Source organism: Vulcaniibacterium thermophilum (assembly GCF_007923255.1).
In the GTDB taxonomy this organism is placed as follows: domain Bacteria; phylum Pseudomonadota; class Gammaproteobacteria; order Xanthomonadales; family Xanthomonadaceae; genus Lysobacter_F; species Lysobacter_F thermophilum.
Genome location: NZ_VOHJ01000005.1, coordinates 59,045 through 76,449, shown reverse-complemented (window position 1 = coordinate 76,449; position 17,405 = coordinate 59,045). Strand labels below are relative to the sequence as shown.

Here is a 17,405-nt window from a genome sequence, read left to right as displayed (position 1 = left end):
GCAGTGTACGCCTCGCGCTACGATCCGGTCATGAACTCGGCCGTGTCCGCTCCGCACCGTCCGCCGCGCCGTCCGCACGCGTGGCTGGCGGCGCTGCTGCTGTCGCAACTGCTGGTGGCGGCGCTGTGGTGGCGGTTCGGCGCGCGCTGGGGGCTGCCGGCGATGATCGCCTCGCATCTGCCGTTCTGGTGGGGCACGCTCGCCCCCGGCTCGGCGCTGTTCAGCCCGGTGCTGCGCCGTCTGCCGACCTCCGAACGCGTGGTGTGGCTGACGATCGACGACGGCCCGTCGGACGACACGCGCGCGATCCTCGATCTGCTCGATGCGCACGGGGCGAAGGCGACGTTCTTCGTGGTCGGCGAGCGCGCGCGGGCGCGGCCGGAGCTGGTGCGGGCGATCGTCGAGCGCGGGCACGGGATCGGCAACCACAGCCAGTGCCACCCGTCGGCGTGGTTCTGGGCGCTGCCGCCGCGGCGGATGCGCGCGGAGATCGACGAGGCGCAGCGCACGCTGACGGCGCTGTGCGGGCGTGCGCCGCGCTGGTTCCGCGCGGTGGCCGGTCACGCCAATCCGTTCCTGGCGCCGGCGCTGCGCGCGCACGGACTCGCACGCGTGGCGTGGAGCGCGCGCGGCTACGACGCGGTGCTCAGCGACGTGACGCGCACCATCGCCCGCATCGAGCGCGACCTCGCGCCCGGCGCGATCGTGCTGCTGCACGAGGGCGCCCGCCACGGCCGCAACGTCGAGATGCTCGCGCGGCTGCTGCAGCGGCTGGACGCGCTCGGCTATCGCACGGTGCTGCCGGAGCCGCTCGAGGTGGCGTAGCCGGTCGGCCCGGTGCGATCCCTCCGCCGACGGAGGCGGTTAACGCTCCAGCCCATCGGTCCGTCCGGCAGGACATCGGGAAATCCACTGCTTGAGCGAAACCGAAGCAACAGCCGCGCTGGTCGCCGCCGCGCGCCGGGGAGACGGCGGCGCGCTGGAACGCCTGTACCGCCGTTTCGCGCCCGTGGTGCACGGTGTGCTGCTCGGCTACGTGCAGCACGCCGATGCCGAGGACCTGACCCAGCACGTGTTCGAGGTCGCGCTCGGACGGCTCGCCGATCTGCGCGAGGATGCCGCGTTCCCCGGCTGGATCGTGAGCGTGGCGCGGCGGGCCGCGCTGGACCAGCGTCGCCGCAGCGCGCCGTTGACCGGCGTCGGAATCGAGCTGCCCGCCGGCGGCGCCACGCACGAGGACCGCGCCGACGCCGAACGCGTGCTGCGGGCGATTCGCGCGCTGCCCGAGGCCTATCGCGAGACCCTGATCCTGCGTCTGGTGGAGGGGCTGACGGGACCGGAGATCGCGCAACTGACCGGCCTGACGCCGGGCAGCGTGCGGGTCAACCTGCACCGCGGCATGGCGCAGTTGCGCCAGGCGTTGGCGGTGCGAGAAGAAGGGGCGCGATCATGAGCGGCCACGACGACTATCTGTGGACGAAGGCCGGGCGCGATCGCGAGATCGAGCGCCTGGAGCGGCTATTGGCGCCTTACGCACATCGTCCGCACGGCCTGCCGCCGGCGTGGCGCGCCGACCGCGGAAGCCCGGGCCCGCGCCCAGCGCGCCGGGCGCGGACGACGCTGGCGCTGGCGGCGACGCTGGCGGTCTGCGCACTGGCCGTGACGCTGCTGCTGCAGCACCGTCTGGCCTGGCCGGACGGCGAGGCCTGGCAGGTGCTGACGACCACGGGCGAGGTGCGCTGGCAGGACGGGCCGACGCCAGGGCGTCTGGCCCCGGGAGGCGAGATCGTCACCGGCGAGCAGGGGCGTGCCCGCCTGCGCGTGGCGCGCATCGGCGAGCTGTGGCTCGGCGCGGACTCGCGGCTGCGGCTGGAGGAGACGCGTTCCGGCCGGCACCGGGTGCGGCTGCTGCAGGGACGCCTGCGGGCGCGGGTGTGGGCGCCGCCACTGCATTTCGGCGTGCGGTTGCCGGGCGCCGAGGCGCTGGACCTGGGATGCGAATTCGTGGTCGAGAGCGACGCCGCGGGCAACGGCGCGCTGACCGTGCTCAGCGGTTGGGTGCTGGTGGATGCCGGCGCGGGCGAGGTGCTGGTGCCGCGCGGTGCGACCGTGCCCCTGCGCCGCGGTGCTGGAGCGGGCACGCCGCGCGATCTGGGTGCGAGCGCCGCGTTCGTCGCAGCCTTGCAGGCGATCGACGCACGAGGCGGGCGGGTGCCGCCCGCCGGCGAGCAGGTGCGCCGGCTGATCGCCGCATCGCGCCCGCAGGACGCCATCAGTCTGCTCATGCTCCTGCAACGTCACCCCGAGCTGGCGCAGGGGCCGCTGTACGACCGGCTGGTCCAACTTCTGCCGGACGCGCCGCCGGTCGCGCGCGAGGCGATCGTGCGCCGCACGCCGGCGGCGCTGGATCCGTGGTGGGACGCACTGCCCTATCCGCGAGCCAAGCGGTGGTGGCTGCAATGGCCGGACGCGTTGCCGGCGACGGGCACGGAGTCCGGTTAACGCCGGCCGCCGCGGGCACGTCCGTTCCCGAACCCCATCCGGAGCCGGACATGCCGCTTCGATCGCTCTTCGCCGCCGCGGTACTCGTGCCGGCCATCGCCGCAGGATCCGGCGCAGGCACGCGCGACGACCGCGCCGACGCTGTCGTCCGCGCGACGCTGCCCGTGATCGGCCACGCCTGCGAAGGATGCGAGGCGGTGTTCGACGGCATGCCGGCGACGATCCCCTCCCGCGCGCGGATCGCGCCCGCGGACCAGCCGGGCGCGCCGATGACCGTGTCGGGACGCGTGCTGGACCGCTCCGGTCGCGCGCGTGCCGGCGTGATCGTGTACGCCTACCAGACCGACCATGCCGGCCGCTATCCGAAGCCGCGCGCGGCGTCCGACGCCGGCGCCATGCGGCATGGCCGTCTGCGCGCCTGGGTGCGTTCCGATGCCCAGGGGCGCTACGCCTTCGATACCATCCGGCCGGGCGCCTATCCGGGCGAGGACATTCCCGAGCACATCCACATGCAGGTCGTCGAGCCCGGCTGCTTCACCTACTTCATCGACGACGTGGTGTTCCGCGACGATCCCAGGCTGACGCCGGCGCAGGAACGGCAGTTGGTGCAGGGCGTGGGCGGTGCCGGCCTGGTCGTGCCGCGCCGGTCCGGCGACGGGGTATGGCAGGTCGAGCGCGACATCGTGCTGGGCCAGGGCGTGCCGGGGTACCGCGAATGCCGCGCGCGCTGAACCGGCCCGGTGCCCGAGCCGACGAGCGCTATCCGCCGCTGGCCCGCCTTCTGCACTGGGCGGTCGCGCTCGGCGTGCTCGTCCAGATCGGCCTGGGCTGGGCGGCGGAAACGGCATCCGAGCGCGACACCGGCGCGCGCCTGCTCCACCTCCACTTCCCGCTCGGCATGCTGCTGCTGGCACTGATGGTGTTGCGTGCCGGCCGGCGCCTGCTGCATGGGCTGCCGCCGCCCGCCACGGTCGATGCGCGGCCGTGGCGACGCCGGCTCGCCGCGTGCGTCCATGCAGCCCTCTACCTGCTGCTGTTCGTGCTGCCGCTCAGCGGTTACGTGATCTGGGTGTGGATGGACGGCCCGCGGGACGTGTTCGGCCTGGGGCAGGTGCCGCGCCTGTTCACGCCGCCGGCGGACGACGAGACCTGGCGCGCGATCGCCTGGTACGTGCACTGCTGGAGCGCGTGGGCGTTGGCCGGGCTGGTGGCGTTGCATGTGGCGGCCGCGCTCTGGCACCAGTGGGTGCTGCGCGACCGGCTCGTCTCGCGGCGCCTGCTGTGAAAAAACGTCAGCCCGGCCGGGTCGCCACGATCCGCCAGTTGTTGAACGGCGTGCGCCCGTACAGCGGGGTGAACGTCGCGTGCAGTCCGGCGGCCTCGAAACGCGCGCGCAGCGCGTCCGGCTCGGGATAGCGCGTCGGCCCCGAGACCATCCAGCCCACCGCGCGCGACACCACGTCCACCGCCCGCGTGACGCGCGCACGGCGACTGCCGTCGGCCAGGCCGGTGCGGATCACCAGCCGCGCGCCGGGCGTGAGCATCGCCACCGCGGCGTCGAGCGTGCGCGCCTGCGCGTCCGGCGGGATGAACTGCAGCACGTCCAGCAGCGCGACGCTGCCGCGATGCTGCGGGTACTCGCGCCGCAGATCCACCACCTCGAACGATGCATCCTGCAGGCCGCCGCGCTGCGCCGCGCGCCGCGCACGGGCGATCTTGCGCGCGTCCACGTCCACGCCGCGATAGGGCAGCGTGATGCCTTCGGCGCGCAGCGCGTGCGCCAGCAGTCCGAGCCCGCAGCCGAGATCCAGCAGCGGCGCGGTGCTGCCGCGCAGCGCCTCGCACACGCCCGGATACAGCGGGTCGCTGGCGAGCTTGATGCGCGCGTAGTGATAGTCCCAGCGGTTGCCGAGCGGATGCGCCGGCGCGAACGCGCGCGCGATCGACTGCGCCCGGCCGCGGTCGAGCGGCGCCGTCGCCGCGCTCATGCGTCGGCGGCCAGCAGCGTGTGCGCCACCGGCAGGATCGCGTCCACCCAGCGCGCGTACATCGCCGCCGACGGGTGCAGGCCGTCGTCGGCCAGCATGTCCGCCTCGCCGCCGCGGTCGCGGCTGATCGGGGTGATGTCGACGAACGCGACGCGATGCGCCTCGCAGTGCCGGCGGGCGACGTCGTTGAAGTCGTCGATCTCGCGGCGGACGACGTCGGGGTCGCGGCCCTGCCGCAGCGCGAACGGGGTGACGCCCCAGTCCGGGATCGAGACCGCCAGCACGCGGTCTTCGCGGCCGGTCAGGTGCAGCGCGGTCGCGAGCAGGTGTTCGAAGCCCTCGCGGTAGGCGCTGCGGCTGTAGCCGCGGTACTGGTCGTTGACGCCGATGCCGAGGCTGACGAACTCCCAGCGGCCGAGCGGCTGCGCGGCATCGATCGCGTTCGCCAGTTCCCCGGTGGTCCAGCCGGTGGTGGCGATGTAGTGCGGCTCGGCGAGCTCGATGCCGTCCTGCCGCAGCGCGCGGACCAGTTGCGCCGGCCAGCGCTGCGTAGGCGCGACGCCCTCGCCGATCGTGTAGCTGTCGCCGAGCGCGAGATAACGCAGCATCAGGCCACCGCGACGCGCTGGGCGCGGGCGCGTTCGGCGCAGCGGTCGAGCAGGCGCTCGATGCGGCGGAACACCTCGCGCAGGTCCTCCGGCTGCGGCAGCAGGGTGACCCGGAAGTGGTGCCGGTAGGGGACGTTGAAGCTGGAACCGGGAACGACCAGCACGTCCTCGGTCTCCAGCAGCTCGAGCGCGAAGCGGTGGTCGTCGAAGCCGTGCGCGGCCTCGCCGGTCACCGCCGGGAACGCGTACAGCGCGCCCTGCGGCGCCACCATCCGCAGGTGCGCGCTGGCCGCGACGCTGTCCATCACCGCGCGGCGCGCCTCGTGCAGGCGGCCGCCCGGCGCGCACAGGGCCGAGATCGTGTCCTCGCCGTGCAGCGCGGCCTCGATCGCGAACTGCCCCGGCACGTTGGCGCACAGCCGCAACGCGCCGAGCAGATCCATCGCGTGGTGGAAGTCGCCGCTGGCGACCGGATCGCCCGACAGCACCGCCCAGCCGACGCGCCAGCCGCAGGCGCGATGCACTTTCGACAGGCCGCCGAAGCTCAGGCACGGCAGGTCGCCGGCGATCGGCGCGACCGGCTGGAACCGCGCGCCGTCGTACAGGATGTGGTCGTAGATCTCGTCGCACATCAGCAGCAGCTTGTGGCGCGCGGCGATGGCGACGATGCGCTCGAGCAGTTCGCGCGGGTACACCGCGCCGGTCGGGTTGTTGGGGTTGATCAGCACGATCGCGCGCGTGCGCGGCGACACCAGCGCGGCGATCTCGTCCGGATCGGGCAGGAAGCCGTTCTCCGGCGCGCAGCGGTAATACACCGGGCGGCCGTCGTTGAGGATGGTCGCGGCCGACCACAGCGGGTAGTCGGGCGAGGGCACCAGCACCTCGTCGCCGGGATTGAGCAGCGCGCGCAGGCTGAGGTCGATCAGCTCGCTGACGCCGTTGCCGACGAACACCCGCTCCGGGCTGGCGTTCGGCGTGCCGCGCCGCTTGTGGAACGCGGCGATCGCCTCGCGCGCGGCCGGCAGGCCCTGCTGGTGGGTGTAGGGATCGGTGTCGGCGATGCGGTCGGCGATCGCGCGCTGCAGGTGCTCGGGCGCGCGGAAGCCGAACGCGCCCGGGTTGCCGATGTTCAGCTTGATGAGCCGGCGGCCCTGGGCCTCCAGCTCGCGCGCGCGGCGGGCCAGTTCGCCGCGGATCTCGTAGCGGACTTCGGTCAGGCGTTCGCGGGTCTTGATCGGCGGCAGGGACATTGCGGGGCGGGCGTCGGGAAAAGAGACGTGAGCCTAGCGGAAAAACGCCGCCCGGACCTGCCGGCGTCGGACTTGCGACCGCGTTCGACCGTCCGCCGCGAGCGCCGGCGCTAGAATCGGCCGCATGTCCCCGCGCCTTGCCCACGCTTGAGCCCCGAGACCGCCGCGCTGCAGGCGATCGGCTGGCCCGTGGGTGCCGATGGGCAGCCCGAGTTCCCCCCCTGGCGCGAGGCGCTGGCGGCGCACCCGCAGGCCCGGCCGGCGCGCGTGGTCGAACAGCACCGCACCGGCTATGTGGTCGCCGATGGCCCGCAGCGCAGCTTCAAGGTCGAATCGCCGCCGGACTGGCAGCGCCCGAAGTTTCCGCCCGAGCAGCGCGCCGGCGTCGGCGACTGGGTGCTGATCGAGGGCGGCCGCATCGTCGGCCTGCTGCCCCGCCGCAGCACCATCAAGCGCGGCGCCGCCGGCGAGCACTACCGCCAGCAGCTCATCGCCGCCAACGTCGACACCGCGTTCGTGGTCTGCGGGCTGGACGGCGACTTCAACCCGCGCCGGATCGAGCGCTATCTGCTGCTGGTCGGCGGCGGCGCCGAACCGGTGGTGGTGCTCACCAAGGCCGATCTGTGCCCGGACGCGGACCGCGCGCGCGCCGCGCTCGCGCATGTGGCGGCCGACGGCGTCGCCATCGTCGCCGTCAACGCGCGCGAGCGCGCCAGCGTCGCCCAGCTCGACCGCTGGCTGCAGCCGGGCCGCACCGCGGTGCTGGTCGGCTCCTCCGGCGCCGGCAAGTCCACCCTCACCAACACCCTGCTCGGCATCGAGCGGATGAAGACCGGCGAGGTGCGCGCGCACGACTCGCGCGGCCGCCACACCACCACCTACCGCGCGCTGATCCCGCTGCCGTCCGGCGCCTGCCTGATCGACACGCCCGGCATGCGCGAGCTGAAGCCGACCGGCGAGGAGGACGTCGCGGACACCTTCGCCGACGTCGAGGCGGTAGCCGCCGAATGCCGCTTCCGCGACTGTTCGCACCAGCGCGAGCCCGGCTGCGCGGTGCGCGCCGCGATCGACGCCGGCACGCTCGACGAGGACCGCTTCGCCCACTACCTCAAGCTGCGCGAGGAGGTCGAGGGCGCGGCGCGCACGCTGGCGCAGCGGCGCGCGCAGAAGGGCGAGGAAAAGACGCCCGGCCGTGCGCCGAACAAGCGCGTCGACGACCGGCATGGCCGGCGCTGAGGCGGGCGGCCGCTTCAAGTCCGGCGCGGTCGCGGCCGCCAACGGGGAAGGGCCCGCCCCGCAACCGGCCTGGCCGCGATGATGGAAACCGTCCACGACGACAGCGACGAGCCGACCCCGAGCGCGCCGCACGGCCGCCTGGCGCCGGACGTGGCGCACCACGCCGCGCTCGATGCGCGCATGGTGCGGGCCGCGCGCGGCATCCGCCTGCTGGCGCTGGCGAGCTGGCCGGCCGAGGTCGGCGCGCGCTTCCTGAAGGAGTTCGCGCGCGGGCGCGTGCGGCTGCCCGAGGTGCGCTACGCCGCGCAGGACTTCACCGAGGCGCGGCGCGAGCTGGACGCCATCGTGCGCGAGGCCGACCGCGACCACCCGCTCGGCCAGTACCTCGCCGAATCGGCCCGCACCTGGTCGATCGCCGCCGAGCTGTGCGAATCGCTCGGCACGCCGCGCGTGACCGACCTGTCGGTCGCGCTGTTCGGCCGCCCCGACGAGCCGCTGCCGGGCCACGGGCCGACCACGCGCGAAGCCGCGCAGCACTTCATCAGCATCGCCAACGAGCTGGATCACGCGCTGCTGGCGCCGTCCGAGCAGATCCGCATCTCCGCCACCGCGCTCAGCCTGCAACTGCAGCGCGATCTGGACGATTTCTTCGACGGTCGCCGGATCGAGGTGCAGCTCGATCCCGACCTGATCGCCAAGGCTGCCGCCGGCGCCACCCGCATCCGCCTGCGCACCGGCGCCGCCTTCAGCGAGTACGACCGCCAGCAGTTGCTGCAGCACGAAGCGTTCGTGCATTCGCTGACCGCGCTCAACGGCCGCGAGCAGCCGGTGCTCGGCAGCCTGGCGCTGTCCTCGCCGCGCAGCACGGCCACGCAGGAAGGCCTGGCCACGTTCGCCGAGCAGATCACCGGCAGCATCGACATCGGCCGCATGAAGCGGCTGAGCCTGCGCATCGAGGCGGTCGCGCGCGCGCTGGACGGCGCCGACTTCGTCGAGGTGTTCCGCTACTTCCTCGATCAGGGCCAGACCGCCGAGGACAGCTTCGCCTCGGCGCAGCGCGTGTTCCGCGGCGTGCCGACCACCGGCGGCGCGGCGTTCACCAAGGACACGGTGTACCTGCGCGGGCTGGTCGGCGTGCACACGTTCTTCCGCTGGTCGCTGCGCCAGCAGAAGCTGCATCTCGGCCGCTGGCTGTTCGCCGGCAAGATGACGCTGGCCGACGTGCAGCGCTTCGAGCCGCTGTTCGACTGCGGCGTGCTGAAGCGGCCGCGCTGGCTGCCGCCGTGGATCGTGCGCGCCAACGGGCTGGCGGGCATGCTGGCGTTCTCGCTGTTCGCCAACCGCATCCGGCTGGACGCCATCGCCGGGCCCGACGCGGTGGCCGATCTCTGAGCGGCGGCGTCCGCGTCCTTCCACGAAGCTTCCCCGCGCGCGGCTAGAATCAGCGTCCACCTCGCCGGCCGCGCCTCGCAATGCCCGATCACAGCAAACAGGACGACCTCAAGAACGCCGCGCTCGACTACCACCGCGCCAGTCCGCCCGGAAAGATCAAGGTCACGCCGACCAAGGCGCTGGTGACGCAGCGCGATCTCGCGCTCGCCTATTCGCCGGGCGTGGCCTATGCCTGCGAGGCGATCGTCGCCGACCCCAACACCGCGCGCGACTACACCGCGCGCGGCAACCTGGTGGCGGTCATCACCAACGGCACCGCCGTGTTGGGCCTGGGCGACATCGGCCCGCTCGCCGGCAAGCCGGTGATGGAAGGCAAGGGCGTGCTGTTCCAGAAGTTCGCCGGCATCGACGTGTTCGACATCGAGATCGCCGAGCGCGATCCGGACCGGCTGGTCGACATCATCGCCGCGCTCGAACCCACCTTCGGCGGCATCAACCTCGAGGACATCAAGGCGCCCGAGTGCTTCATCGTCGAACGCAAGCTGCGCGAGCGGATGAAAATCCCGGTGTTCCACGACGACCAGCACGGCACCGCGATCATCGTCGGCGCCGCCGTGCTCAACGCGCTGGAGATCGTCGGCAAGAGGATCGACGAGGTGAAGCTCGCCACCGCCGGCGCCGGCGCGGCCGGCATCGCCTGCCTGGACATGCTGGTGGCGCTGGGCATGAAGCCGGAGAACATCCTCGCGGTCGACCGCGACGGCGTGCTCTACACCGGCCGGGCGAACATGGACCCCGACAAGCAGCGCTACGCGCGCGACACCGACAAGCGCACGCTGGCGGAGATCGTCGAGGGCGCCGACATCTTCCTCGGCCTGTCGGCCGGCGGCGTGCTGTCGCCTGCGATGGTGGCGACGATGGCCGAACGCCCGATCATCCTCGCGCTCGCCAACCCGCATCCGGAGATCCTGCCGGAGGACGCCAAGCGCGTGCGCCCGGACTGCATCATCGCCACCGGCCGCTCGGACTACCCGAACCAGGTCAACAACGCACTCTGCTTCCCGTACATCTTCCGCGGCGCGCTCGACGTCGGCGCCACCGGCATCAACGAGGCGATGAAGCTGGCCTGCGTGCGCGCGATCGCCCAGCTCGCACGGATGGAGGCGAGCGACCTCGCCGGCGCCTACGGCGGCGAGGTGCCGACGTTCGGCCCCGACTACCTGATCCCGCGTCCGTTCGATCCGCGCCTTCTGATGATGCTGGCGCCCGCGGTGGCGCAGGCGGCGATGGATTCCGGCATCGCCACCCGTCCGATCGAGGACATGGACGCCTACCGCGAGCGTCTCGGCCAGTTCGTCTACCGCACCGGCCTGCTGATGAAGCCGGTGTACGACCGCGCGCGCAGCGACCTCAAGCGCGTGGTCTACGCCGAGGGCGAGGAGGAGACCGTGCTGCGCGCGGTGCAGACGGTGATCGACGAGAAGCTCGCCTTCCCGATCCTGATCGGCCGTCCGGAAGTGATCGAGAAGCGCATCCAGCGGCTCGGCCTGCGCATGCGCGCGGGCGTCGATTTCGAGCTGACCAACATCCACTCCGACCCGCGTTTCGACGCCTACTGGCAGCAGTACCACGCGCTCACCGAGCGTCGCGGCGTGACTCCGGCGGCGGCCAAGAACCTGATCCGCTCGCGGCCGACGCTGATCGCCGCGCTGATGGTCGAGCGCGGCGAGGCCGACGCCATGATCTGCGGCCTGGTCGGCCGCTACCACAAGAAGCTCGGCTACCTGCGCAGCGTGTTCGACTTCGACCGCGGCGTCACCGGCACCGCGGCGATGACCGCGGTGATCAACAACCTCGGCGCCTGGTTCTTCCTCGACACCCACGTGCAGGTCGATCCGAGCGCCGAGCAGATCGCCGAGGCCACCCTGCAGGCGACCTGGCGCCTCAAGCTGTTCGGCATCGAGCCGAAGGTGGCGCTGCTGTCGCACAGCAACTTCGGCAGCCACGACAACGCCTCCGCGGCGAAGATGCGCCGCGCCCGCGAGCTCATCAAGGCGCGCGCGCCGAAGCTCGAGGTCGAAGGCGAGATGCAGGGCGACACCGCCTGGGACGAGGAGCTGCGCCGCCGCATCTTCCCCAGCTCCGGCCTGCACGGCCGCGCCAACCTGTTCGTGATGCCGAACCTCGACGCCGCCAACATCGTCTACAACATGGTGCGGGTGATGACCGACGGCGTCGCCATCGGCCCGATCCTGATGGGCCTGGACCAGCCGGCGCACATCCTCACCCCGGCCTCCACCCCGCGCCGCGTGGTCAACATGACCGCGATCGCCGCGGTCGACGCCCAGATCCGCGCCGCGCGCCGCGACGGCTGAGCCTCACCGCGCAACCCCCTCGCAACCCCCCCCCGGCCCGCGCTGCGGCGCGGGCGGTCGGCGGGAAGTGCCGCGCAAGCAGGCCCGCCTCACCTCTGCCTTCGCAGGGGGAGGGGCGGGCCGGACAAGGGGTGACGGCGCGATCGACCGTAGGTTGGGCTGAGCCGAAGGCGAAGCCCAACGTCGGCCCAACGCGATGTTGGGCTTCGCTGCGCTCAGCCCAACCTGCCAAACTGCCTTCCGGGGGAGGTGCGGTGGCCCCACCGCGGCTCCTCCGTCGCCCCGGCGCGGGCCGGGGCCCAATGTGCTTTGCCTTTCCCACGGCAAAGTCACCGCCGCAACGAAACCTGGGCCCCGGCCTGCGCCGGGGCGACGAGCCCGTCACGTCGACGATGGCCGGGCCCATGCCGCGAACCTGCGCTCAGCGTGTGGCCAGCAGTCCGCCGGCACCCGCCCGCTGGCGCCGCGCCGCCAGCGACCACGCGCCGTCACCGAGCAGGATCTGGGCGACCCCCAGCACCACCAGATAGGCCGGGAACTCCCAACCGCCGTTCGGCGCCGAGAACACCCAGTCGTTGCCGGCATGCGCCCACAGCGCGCCCAGCAGGATCGGCATCAGCGCCGCCGTCACCCAGCGCGTGCCGATGCCCAGCACCAGCAGCGCACCGCCGACGATTTCCGCCGTCACCACCGCGTAGGCGGTCCACGCCGGCAGCCCGATCGAGACGAAGTACTGCGCGGTGCCGTCCATGCCGTAGGTGAACAGCTTCAGCACGAGCCCGTGCGCGAGGAACATCGCGCCCAAGCTGATCCGCAGCAGGGCGGCGGCGTACTGCGCATTGCGTTCGATGCTCATGGTCGTCTCCTCAGGCCGCCAGCGGGGTGGTGTCCTGGCGGTAGCCGTTGTCGACCCAGCCCTTCCAGCCGCCTTCGACTTCCACCACGCGATAGCCCTGCGCGGTCAGCAGCACCGCGGCCTCGGCGGCGAGGTGGCAGGTCTGGTTGTAGCAGTAGACGTAGAGGGTCGCGTCGCGATCCAGCCCGGCCGGGTTGCGCCACTTGCCCTTGGGCAGGTTGATCGCGCCGGGCACGCGGCCCTGCGCGTAGTCGTCGGGAAAACGCACGTCGACGACCTGGAACGGCGCGCCCGCGCGCGGGCTGCCGATCAGCACCTCCAGCTCGTGCACGCCGGTGGTGAAGGCCACGCGGTCCTGGAAGTAGCGCTGCGCGCGCTCGAAGTCGTAGGCGGGGGTGGTCATGCCGAATCTCCAACAGGCGCCGGGGAATTCCGGCTCGGCGACCACTCTATTGACCGCACCGAAGTCAATAATCCACCCTGCGGGAATAGCATTGTTCACGAAGGTGGCAAAATCGATGGACACGCTGACCGACCTGGCGGTATTCGTGCAGGTGATCGAGCGCGGCAGCTTCACTGCCGCGGCCGAACACCTGGAGCTGTCCAAGGCGGTGGTCAGCAAGTACGTCGGCCGCCTCGAGAAGCGCCTCGGCGCGCGCCTGCTCAACCGCACCACGCGCCGCCTCACGCTCACCGAGGCGGGCGAGGCGCTCTATGCGCGGGCCAGCGTCGCGCTGGCCGATCTCGCCGCCGCCGAGGCCGCGGTCACCGAACTCACCGGCACGCCGCGCGGCCGCCTGCGCATCACCGCGCCGGTGCACTTCGGCGAGGTGTGGCTCGCGCCGCAGTTGCGCGAGTTCTGCGCGCGCTATCCGGATCTGCGCCTGGAACTGGACCTGGACAACCGTCTGGTCGATCTGGTCGCCGAAGGGTTCGACGTCGGCCTGCGGATCAGCACCGACATGTCGCCCACCTCACTGGTGGCACGACCGCTGGCGCGCACGCGGCTGCTGACGGTGGCCACGCCGGCGTACCTCGCCGCGCGCGGCGTGCCGCGGACGCCGGCCGATCTGCAACATCACGACTGCCTCGGCTACAGCCTCGATCGCACCCCCAGCGAGTGGCGCTACCGCGTCAACGGCCAGCGGGTCGCCGTGCGCGTGGGTGGCCGCATCCGCTGCAACAACGACGGCGCGCTCAAGCGCGCGGTGCTCGATGGCCTGGGCATCCTGCGCTTCCCGGCGCTGTTCCTGAAGGACGAACTCGCCTCCGGCGCGCTGGTGCCGCTGCTGGAAGCCTACGAACCGGAACCGGCCGTGGTCGCCGCGATCTTCCCCACCCGGCGCAACCTCGCGCCCAAGGTGCGCGTGTTCGTCGACTTCCTCGCCGAGCGGTTGCAGCTCGCGTGATCCGCTTCGCCCTCTGCATCACCCGCATCCCCATCGCCCGGCGCAGGCCGGGGCCCAATGTGCTTTGGCTTCCCGCAGCAACGCCACCGCAGCAGCGAACCATGGGCCGCGGCCTGCGCCGGGGCGACGGGCACGTTGGACGCGCGTTCCACCCGCCGCGAATACGAATTCAGCGTCCTTCAGGCGGCCCAGGTCGCGCCGCGAGCGGCTGTTAGAATCCGGACTCTAACCGCCGACGAAAACCACGCGCCGCGACGGCGCCGGAGCCCCCACGCATGAACTGGCTGGACGACCTGCTGCACAACGACCCCGACCCCACCGAAACCCGCGAGTGGATCGAATCGCTGCAGGCGGTCATCTCCCGTGACGGCGCCGAGCGCGCGCACCAGCTCCTGGAAGGCATGGTCGAGGTGACCCGCCGCGCCGGCGCGCACCTGCCGTTCTCGCCCACCACCGAATACATCAACACCATCCCGCCGCACCTGGAGGCCAAGAGCCCCGGCGATGCCGCGATGGAATGGCGCATCCGCTCGATCATCCGCTGGAACGCGATGGCGATGGTGGTGCGCGCCAACCGCAAGCCGGGCGATCTCGGCGGCCACATCGCCAGCTTCGCCAGCTCGGCGACGCTGTACGACGTCGGCTTCAACCATTTCTGGCGCGGCCCGGAAGGCGAGCACCCCGGCGACATGATCGGCATCCAGGGCCACAGCTCGCCCGGCATCTACGCGCGTAGCTTCCTCGAGGGCCGCATCAGCGAATCGCAGATCGACCACTTCCGCATGGAGGTCGACGGCCGCGGCGTCAGCAGCTATCCGCATCCCTGGCTGATGCCGGACTACTGGCAGCTGCCCACCGTGTCGATGGGCCTCGGCCCGATCGCCGCGATCTACCAGGCGCGCAACTGGAAGTACCTGGAAGCGCGCGGCCTGTTGCCGAAGACCGACCGCAAGGTGTGGTGCTTCCTCGGCGACGGCGAGACCGACGAACCCGAATCGCTCGGTGCGATCTCGGTCGCCGGCCGCGAAGGGCTCGACAACCTGGTGTTCGTCGTCAACTGCAACCTGCAGCGCCTCGACGGCCCGGTGCGCGGCAACGGCAAGATCATCCAGGAACTGGAAGGCGTGTTCCGCGGCGCCGGCTGGAACGTCATCAAGCTGATCTGGGGCAGCTACTGGGATCCGCTGCTGGCGCGCGACACCACCGGCCGCCTGCGCCAGTTGATGATGGAAACGGTCGATGGCGAGTACCAGAACTGCAAGGCGTTCGGCGGCAAGTACACGCGCGAGCATTTCTTCGGCAAGTACCCGGAGACCGCCGCGCTGGTCGCGAACCTGTCCGACGAGGACATCTGGCGCCTCAACCGCGGCGGCCACGACCCGCACAAGGTCTACGCGGCCTACCACGCCGCGGTGAACACCAAGGGCATGCCGACCGTCATCCTCGCCAAGACGGTGAAGGGCTACGGCATGGGCGCGGCCGGCGAATCGCTCAACCCCACGCACCAGACCAAGAAGCTCGACGACGAGGCGGTGCGCGCGTTCCGCGACCGCTTCAACATCCCGGTCAGCGACGAGCAGCTCAAGGACGGCCAGGTGCCGTTCTTCCACCCCGGCAAGGACTCGCCGGAAGTCGAGTACATGATCGAGCGCCGGCGCGCGCTCGGCGGCTTCCTGCCGCAGCGCCGCCGCAAGAGCAGCCAGTCGCTCACGGTGCCCAAGCTCGAGACGTTCGACCGCCTGCTCAAGAGCACCGGCGAGCGCGAGATCAGCACCACCATGGCGTTCGTGCAGGCGCTCAACATCATCCTGCGCGACAAGCAGGTCGGCCCGCGCTGCGTGCCGATCGTCGCCGACGAGGCGCGCACGTTCGGCATGGAAGGCCTGTTCCGCCAGATCGGCATCTACGCGCCGTTCGGCCAGAAGTACAAGCCGGTCGACCGCGACCAGCTCATGTACTACCGCGAGGACGCGGCGGGCCAGGTGCTGGAGGAAGGCATCACCGAGGCGGGTGCGTTCGCGAGCTGGATGGCCAGTGCCACCAGCTACAGCACCAACGACCTGCCGATGTTGCCGTTCTACATCTTCTATTCGATGTTCGGCTTCCAGCGCATCGGCGACTCCGCCTGGCAGGCCGCCGACATGCGCGCGCGCGGCTTCCTGCTCGGCGCCACCGCCGGCCGCACCACGCTCAACGGCGAAGGCCTGCAGCACGAGGACGGCCACTCGCACCTGCTCGCCAGCGCCATCCCCAACTGCCGCGCCTACGACCCGACCTTCGGCTACGAGGTGGTCACCATCGTCCAGCACGGCATGAAGCGCATGCTGGAAGAGCAGGTCGACGAGTACTACTACATCACCCTGATGAACGAGAACTACGCGCACCCGGACATGCCGGAAGGCGCGGCCGAGGGGATCATCAAGGGCATGTACCTGCTCAGCAGCCCCGGCAAGCCGAAGAAGGGCGAGCTGCGCGTGCAGCTGATGGGCTCGGGCACCATCCTGCGCGAGGCGATCGCCGCCGCCGAGCTGCTGGACAAGGACTTCGGCGTCACCGCCGACATCTGGTCCTGCCCCAGCTTCACCGAGCTGGCGCGCGACGGCATTGATGCCGAACGCTGGAACCGCCTGCACCCGGAAGAGACCCCGCGCAAGCCGTACGTCACGCAACTGCTCGAAGGCCGCCAGGGCCCGGCGATCGCCGCCACCGACTACGTGCGTGCGTTCGCCAACCAGATCCGCGAGTTCGTCCCGATGCGCTACACCGTGCTCGGCACCGACGGCTTCGGAAGGTCCGACACCCGCGCCAACCTGCGCCGCTTCTTCGAGGTCGACCGCTACCACATCGCCCACGCCGCCATCGCGGCGCTGGCGGCGGAGGGCAAGATGACGGCGAAGGATGTGGCGAGGGCGATCAAGCAGTACAAGATAGATGTGGAGAAGCCGAATCCGCTGACCGTGTGATGTCAGGGAGCCCCCGCAAAGGTCGGGGGCTTTTCTTTCGGAGAGAAACATGCTGACCTGCCCCCAGTAGCCGTACCACCAGTTACTGGGAGAGCCCGGGGTTGAAGGGTACTTCGGCCTGGTGGGTTTGGGTGCGGTGATTGGCAGCGAATTGGGCGGGTGGGATGCGTCCGCAGCTGCTGTGTGGTCGAACCTCGTTGTAGTCCCGGCGCCACTCGGCGATGACGTTGCGGGCCTGGGCAAGTGAAGTGAACCAGTGTTCGTTCAAGCACTCGTCCCGGAACGGTACTCCGGACGCAGCAGGTCGTGCAGGCGGCGGTAGCCGAACCTGCGGCGCACCTGCGCCAGCTCGATGATCCGCGCCGACAGCGCCTGCGTCGCAGGCGCCTGCCCGGGCGGGTGGCGGAACGCATCGCGGGACAGCCCCGCAAGGCGGCAGGCCCGTCGCTCGCTCACTGCCGTGGCTTCGAGCATGCGACGGACCGCCTCGCGCTTGCGTTGCGGGGCTAGCGTTTTACCCCAAAGCCGACCTTCAGCGCCTCGATGTCCAGATGCGCTTCGGCCAGCAACCGCTTGAGCCGCGCGTTCTCGGACTCGAGCTCCTTCAGGCGCTTGGCGTCCTCCGCTTCCATGCCGCCGTACTTGGCGCGCCAGGCGTAGAAGCTGGCCGGGCTGAAGCCGTGCTGCCGGCCCAACTCCGATACCGCCATGCCGGCTTCGGCCTGCTTGAGAAAGCCAATGATCTGTTCCGTGGTGAAGCGACTCTTGCGCATGTCCGTCCTCTCTTGGCGACGGACTCTACCTAGCTTCGAGTGGTACGGCTCAG

General features: G+C 71.5%; 16 protein-coding genes and 1 pseudogene. 10 read left to right on the top strand and 7 right to left on the bottom strand.

Annotated features, from left to right (window positions below):
- Positions 1-30 precede the first annotated feature (30 nt).
- The 5 genes from FQY64_RS03710 (at position 31) to FQY64_RS03690 (ending at position 3,787) form a co-directional block, all read left to right on the top strand.
- Positions 31-825 carry a polysaccharide deacetylase family protein gene (locus FQY64_RS03710; RefSeq protein ID WP_146472367.1) on the top strand — a complete coding sequence of 265 codons (795 nt, stop codon included), beginning with the start codon at positions 31-33 and terminating at the stop codon, positions 823-825.
- 91 nt (positions 826-916) lie between these two features.
- Positions 917-1,453: an RNA polymerase sigma factor gene (locus tag FQY64_RS03705; protein ID WP_222431747.1), complete on the top strand. Its 537-nt coding sequence runs from the start codon at positions 917-919 to the stop codon at positions 1,451-1,453.
- Complete coding sequence (locus FQY64_RS03700) at positions 1,450-2,502, top strand: FecR domain-containing protein (protein ID WP_146472365.1); 1,053 nt, start codon at positions 1,450-1,452, stop codon at positions 2,500-2,502. Before FQY64_RS03705 ends, FQY64_RS03700 begins: the two co-directional genes overlap by 4 nt.
- A 50-nt stretch (positions 2,503-2,552) precedes the next feature.
- Entirely contained in the window at positions 2,553-3,233 is a 681-nt protein-coding gene (locus FQY64_RS03695) for a dioxygenase family protein (RefSeq protein WP_146472364.1), read from the top strand.
- Positions 3,218-3,787, top strand: a complete 570-nt coding sequence (locus FQY64_RS03690; RefSeq protein ID WP_186760840.1) for a cytochrome b — start codon at positions 3,218-3,220, stop codon at positions 3,785-3,787. Before FQY64_RS03695 ends, FQY64_RS03690 begins: the two co-directional genes overlap by 16 nt.
- 7 nt (positions 3,788-3,794) lie before the next feature.
- On the opposite strand, the gene FQY64_RS03685 is transcribed toward FQY64_RS03690, so the two are convergent.
- Genes FQY64_RS03685 through FQY64_RS03675 form a run of 3 tightly spaced genes read right to left on the bottom strand, consistent with a single transcriptional unit; the run spans position 3,795 to position 6,348 of the window.
- Positions 3,795-4,490 (bottom strand): methyltransferase domain-containing protein, encoded by a 696-nt coding sequence (locus FQY64_RS03685; RefSeq protein WP_146472362.1) that lies wholly within the window; start codon positions 4,488-4,490, stop codon positions 3,795-3,797.
- Entirely contained in the window at positions 4,487-5,098 is a 612-nt protein-coding gene (locus tag FQY64_RS03680) for an SGNH/GDSL hydrolase family protein (RefSeq protein ID WP_146472361.1), read from the bottom strand. Before FQY64_RS03680 ends, FQY64_RS03685 begins: the two co-directional genes overlap by 4 nt.
- Positions 5,098-6,348: a pyridoxal phosphate-dependent aminotransferase gene (locus FQY64_RS03675; RefSeq protein ID WP_146472360.1), complete on the bottom strand. Its 1,251-nt coding sequence runs from the start codon at positions 6,346-6,348 to the stop codon at positions 5,098-5,100. The genes FQY64_RS03680 and FQY64_RS03675 overlap by 1 nt, the downstream gene beginning before the upstream one ends.
- A gap of 147 nt (positions 6,349-6,495) precedes the next feature.
- On the opposite strand from FQY64_RS03675, the gene rsgA reads away from it, so the two are divergent.
- The 3 genes from rsgA (at position 6,496) to FQY64_RS03660 (ending at position 11,351) form a co-directional block, all read left to right on the top strand.
- The gene (rsgA, locus tag FQY64_RS03670; RefSeq protein ID WP_146472359.1) at positions 6,496-7,584 is read left to right on the top strand and encodes a ribosome small subunit-dependent GTPase A; all 1,089 of its coding nucleotides are present in this window, start codon (positions 6,496-6,498) and stop codon (positions 7,582-7,584) included.
- A 180-nt stretch (positions 7,585-7,764) separates the two neighbouring features.
- Positions 7,765-8,976, top strand: a complete 1,212-nt coding sequence (locus FQY64_RS03665) for a flavohemoglobin expression-modulating QEGLA motif protein (protein ID WP_229814924.1) — start codon at positions 7,765-7,767, stop codon at positions 8,974-8,976.
- Between the two features lie 80 nt (positions 8,977-9,056).
- Positions 9,057-11,351 carry an NADP-dependent malic enzyme gene (locus FQY64_RS03660; RefSeq protein ID WP_146472357.1) on the top strand — a complete coding sequence of 765 codons (2,295 nt, stop codon included), beginning with the start codon at positions 9,057-9,059 and terminating at the stop codon, positions 11,349-11,351.
- A 421-nt stretch (positions 11,352-11,772) separates the two neighbouring features.
- Here FQY64_RS03660 and FQY64_RS03655 read toward each other — a convergent pair whose 3' ends face one another.
- Both FQY64_RS03655 and FQY64_RS03650 read right to left on the bottom strand, forming a co-directional pair.
- Positions 11,773-12,207, bottom strand: coding sequence for a DoxX family protein (locus FQY64_RS03655; RefSeq protein WP_146472356.1), 435 nt, complete (start codon positions 12,205-12,207; stop codon positions 11,773-11,775).
- Positions 12,208-12,217: 10 nt separating this feature from the next.
- On the bottom strand, positions 12,218-12,610 hold the full coding sequence (locus tag FQY64_RS03650) for a rhodanese-like domain-containing protein (protein ID WP_146472355.1): 393 nt from the start codon (positions 12,608-12,610) through the stop codon (positions 12,218-12,220).
- A 115-nt stretch (positions 12,611-12,725) separates the two neighbouring features.
- Here FQY64_RS03650 and FQY64_RS03645 point away from each other — a divergent pair, with 115 nt between their 5' ends.
- Together FQY64_RS03645 and aceE are read left to right on the top strand one after the other, a co-directional pair.
- A complete protein-coding gene (locus FQY64_RS03645) occupies positions 12,726-13,616 on the top strand; it encodes a LysR family transcriptional regulator (RefSeq protein ID WP_146472354.1) in 891 nt (296 codons plus the stop codon).
- Positions 13,617-13,891: 275 nt separating this feature from the next.
- Positions 13,892-16,579 (top strand): pyruvate dehydrogenase (acetyl-transferring), homodimeric type, encoded by a 2,688-nt coding sequence (gene aceE / locus FQY64_RS03640; protein ID WP_146472353.1) that lies wholly within the window; start codon positions 13,892-13,894, stop codon positions 16,577-16,579.
- An 82-nt stretch (positions 16,580-16,661) separates the two neighbouring features.
- On the opposite strand, the gene FQY64_RS15225 is transcribed toward aceE, so the two are convergent.
- Both FQY64_RS15225 and FQY64_RS03635 read right to left on the bottom strand, forming a co-directional pair.
- A complete protein-coding gene (locus FQY64_RS15225) occupies positions 16,662-16,847 on the bottom strand; it encodes an integrase core domain-containing protein (RefSeq protein ID WP_425476669.1) in 186 nt (61 codons plus the stop codon).
- A 20-nt stretch (positions 16,848-16,867) separates the two neighbouring features.
- Positions 16,868-17,352: pseudogene (locus tag FQY64_RS03635) on the bottom strand (transposase); the annotation flags it as partial.
- Positions 17,353-17,405: the final 53 nt, after the last annotated feature.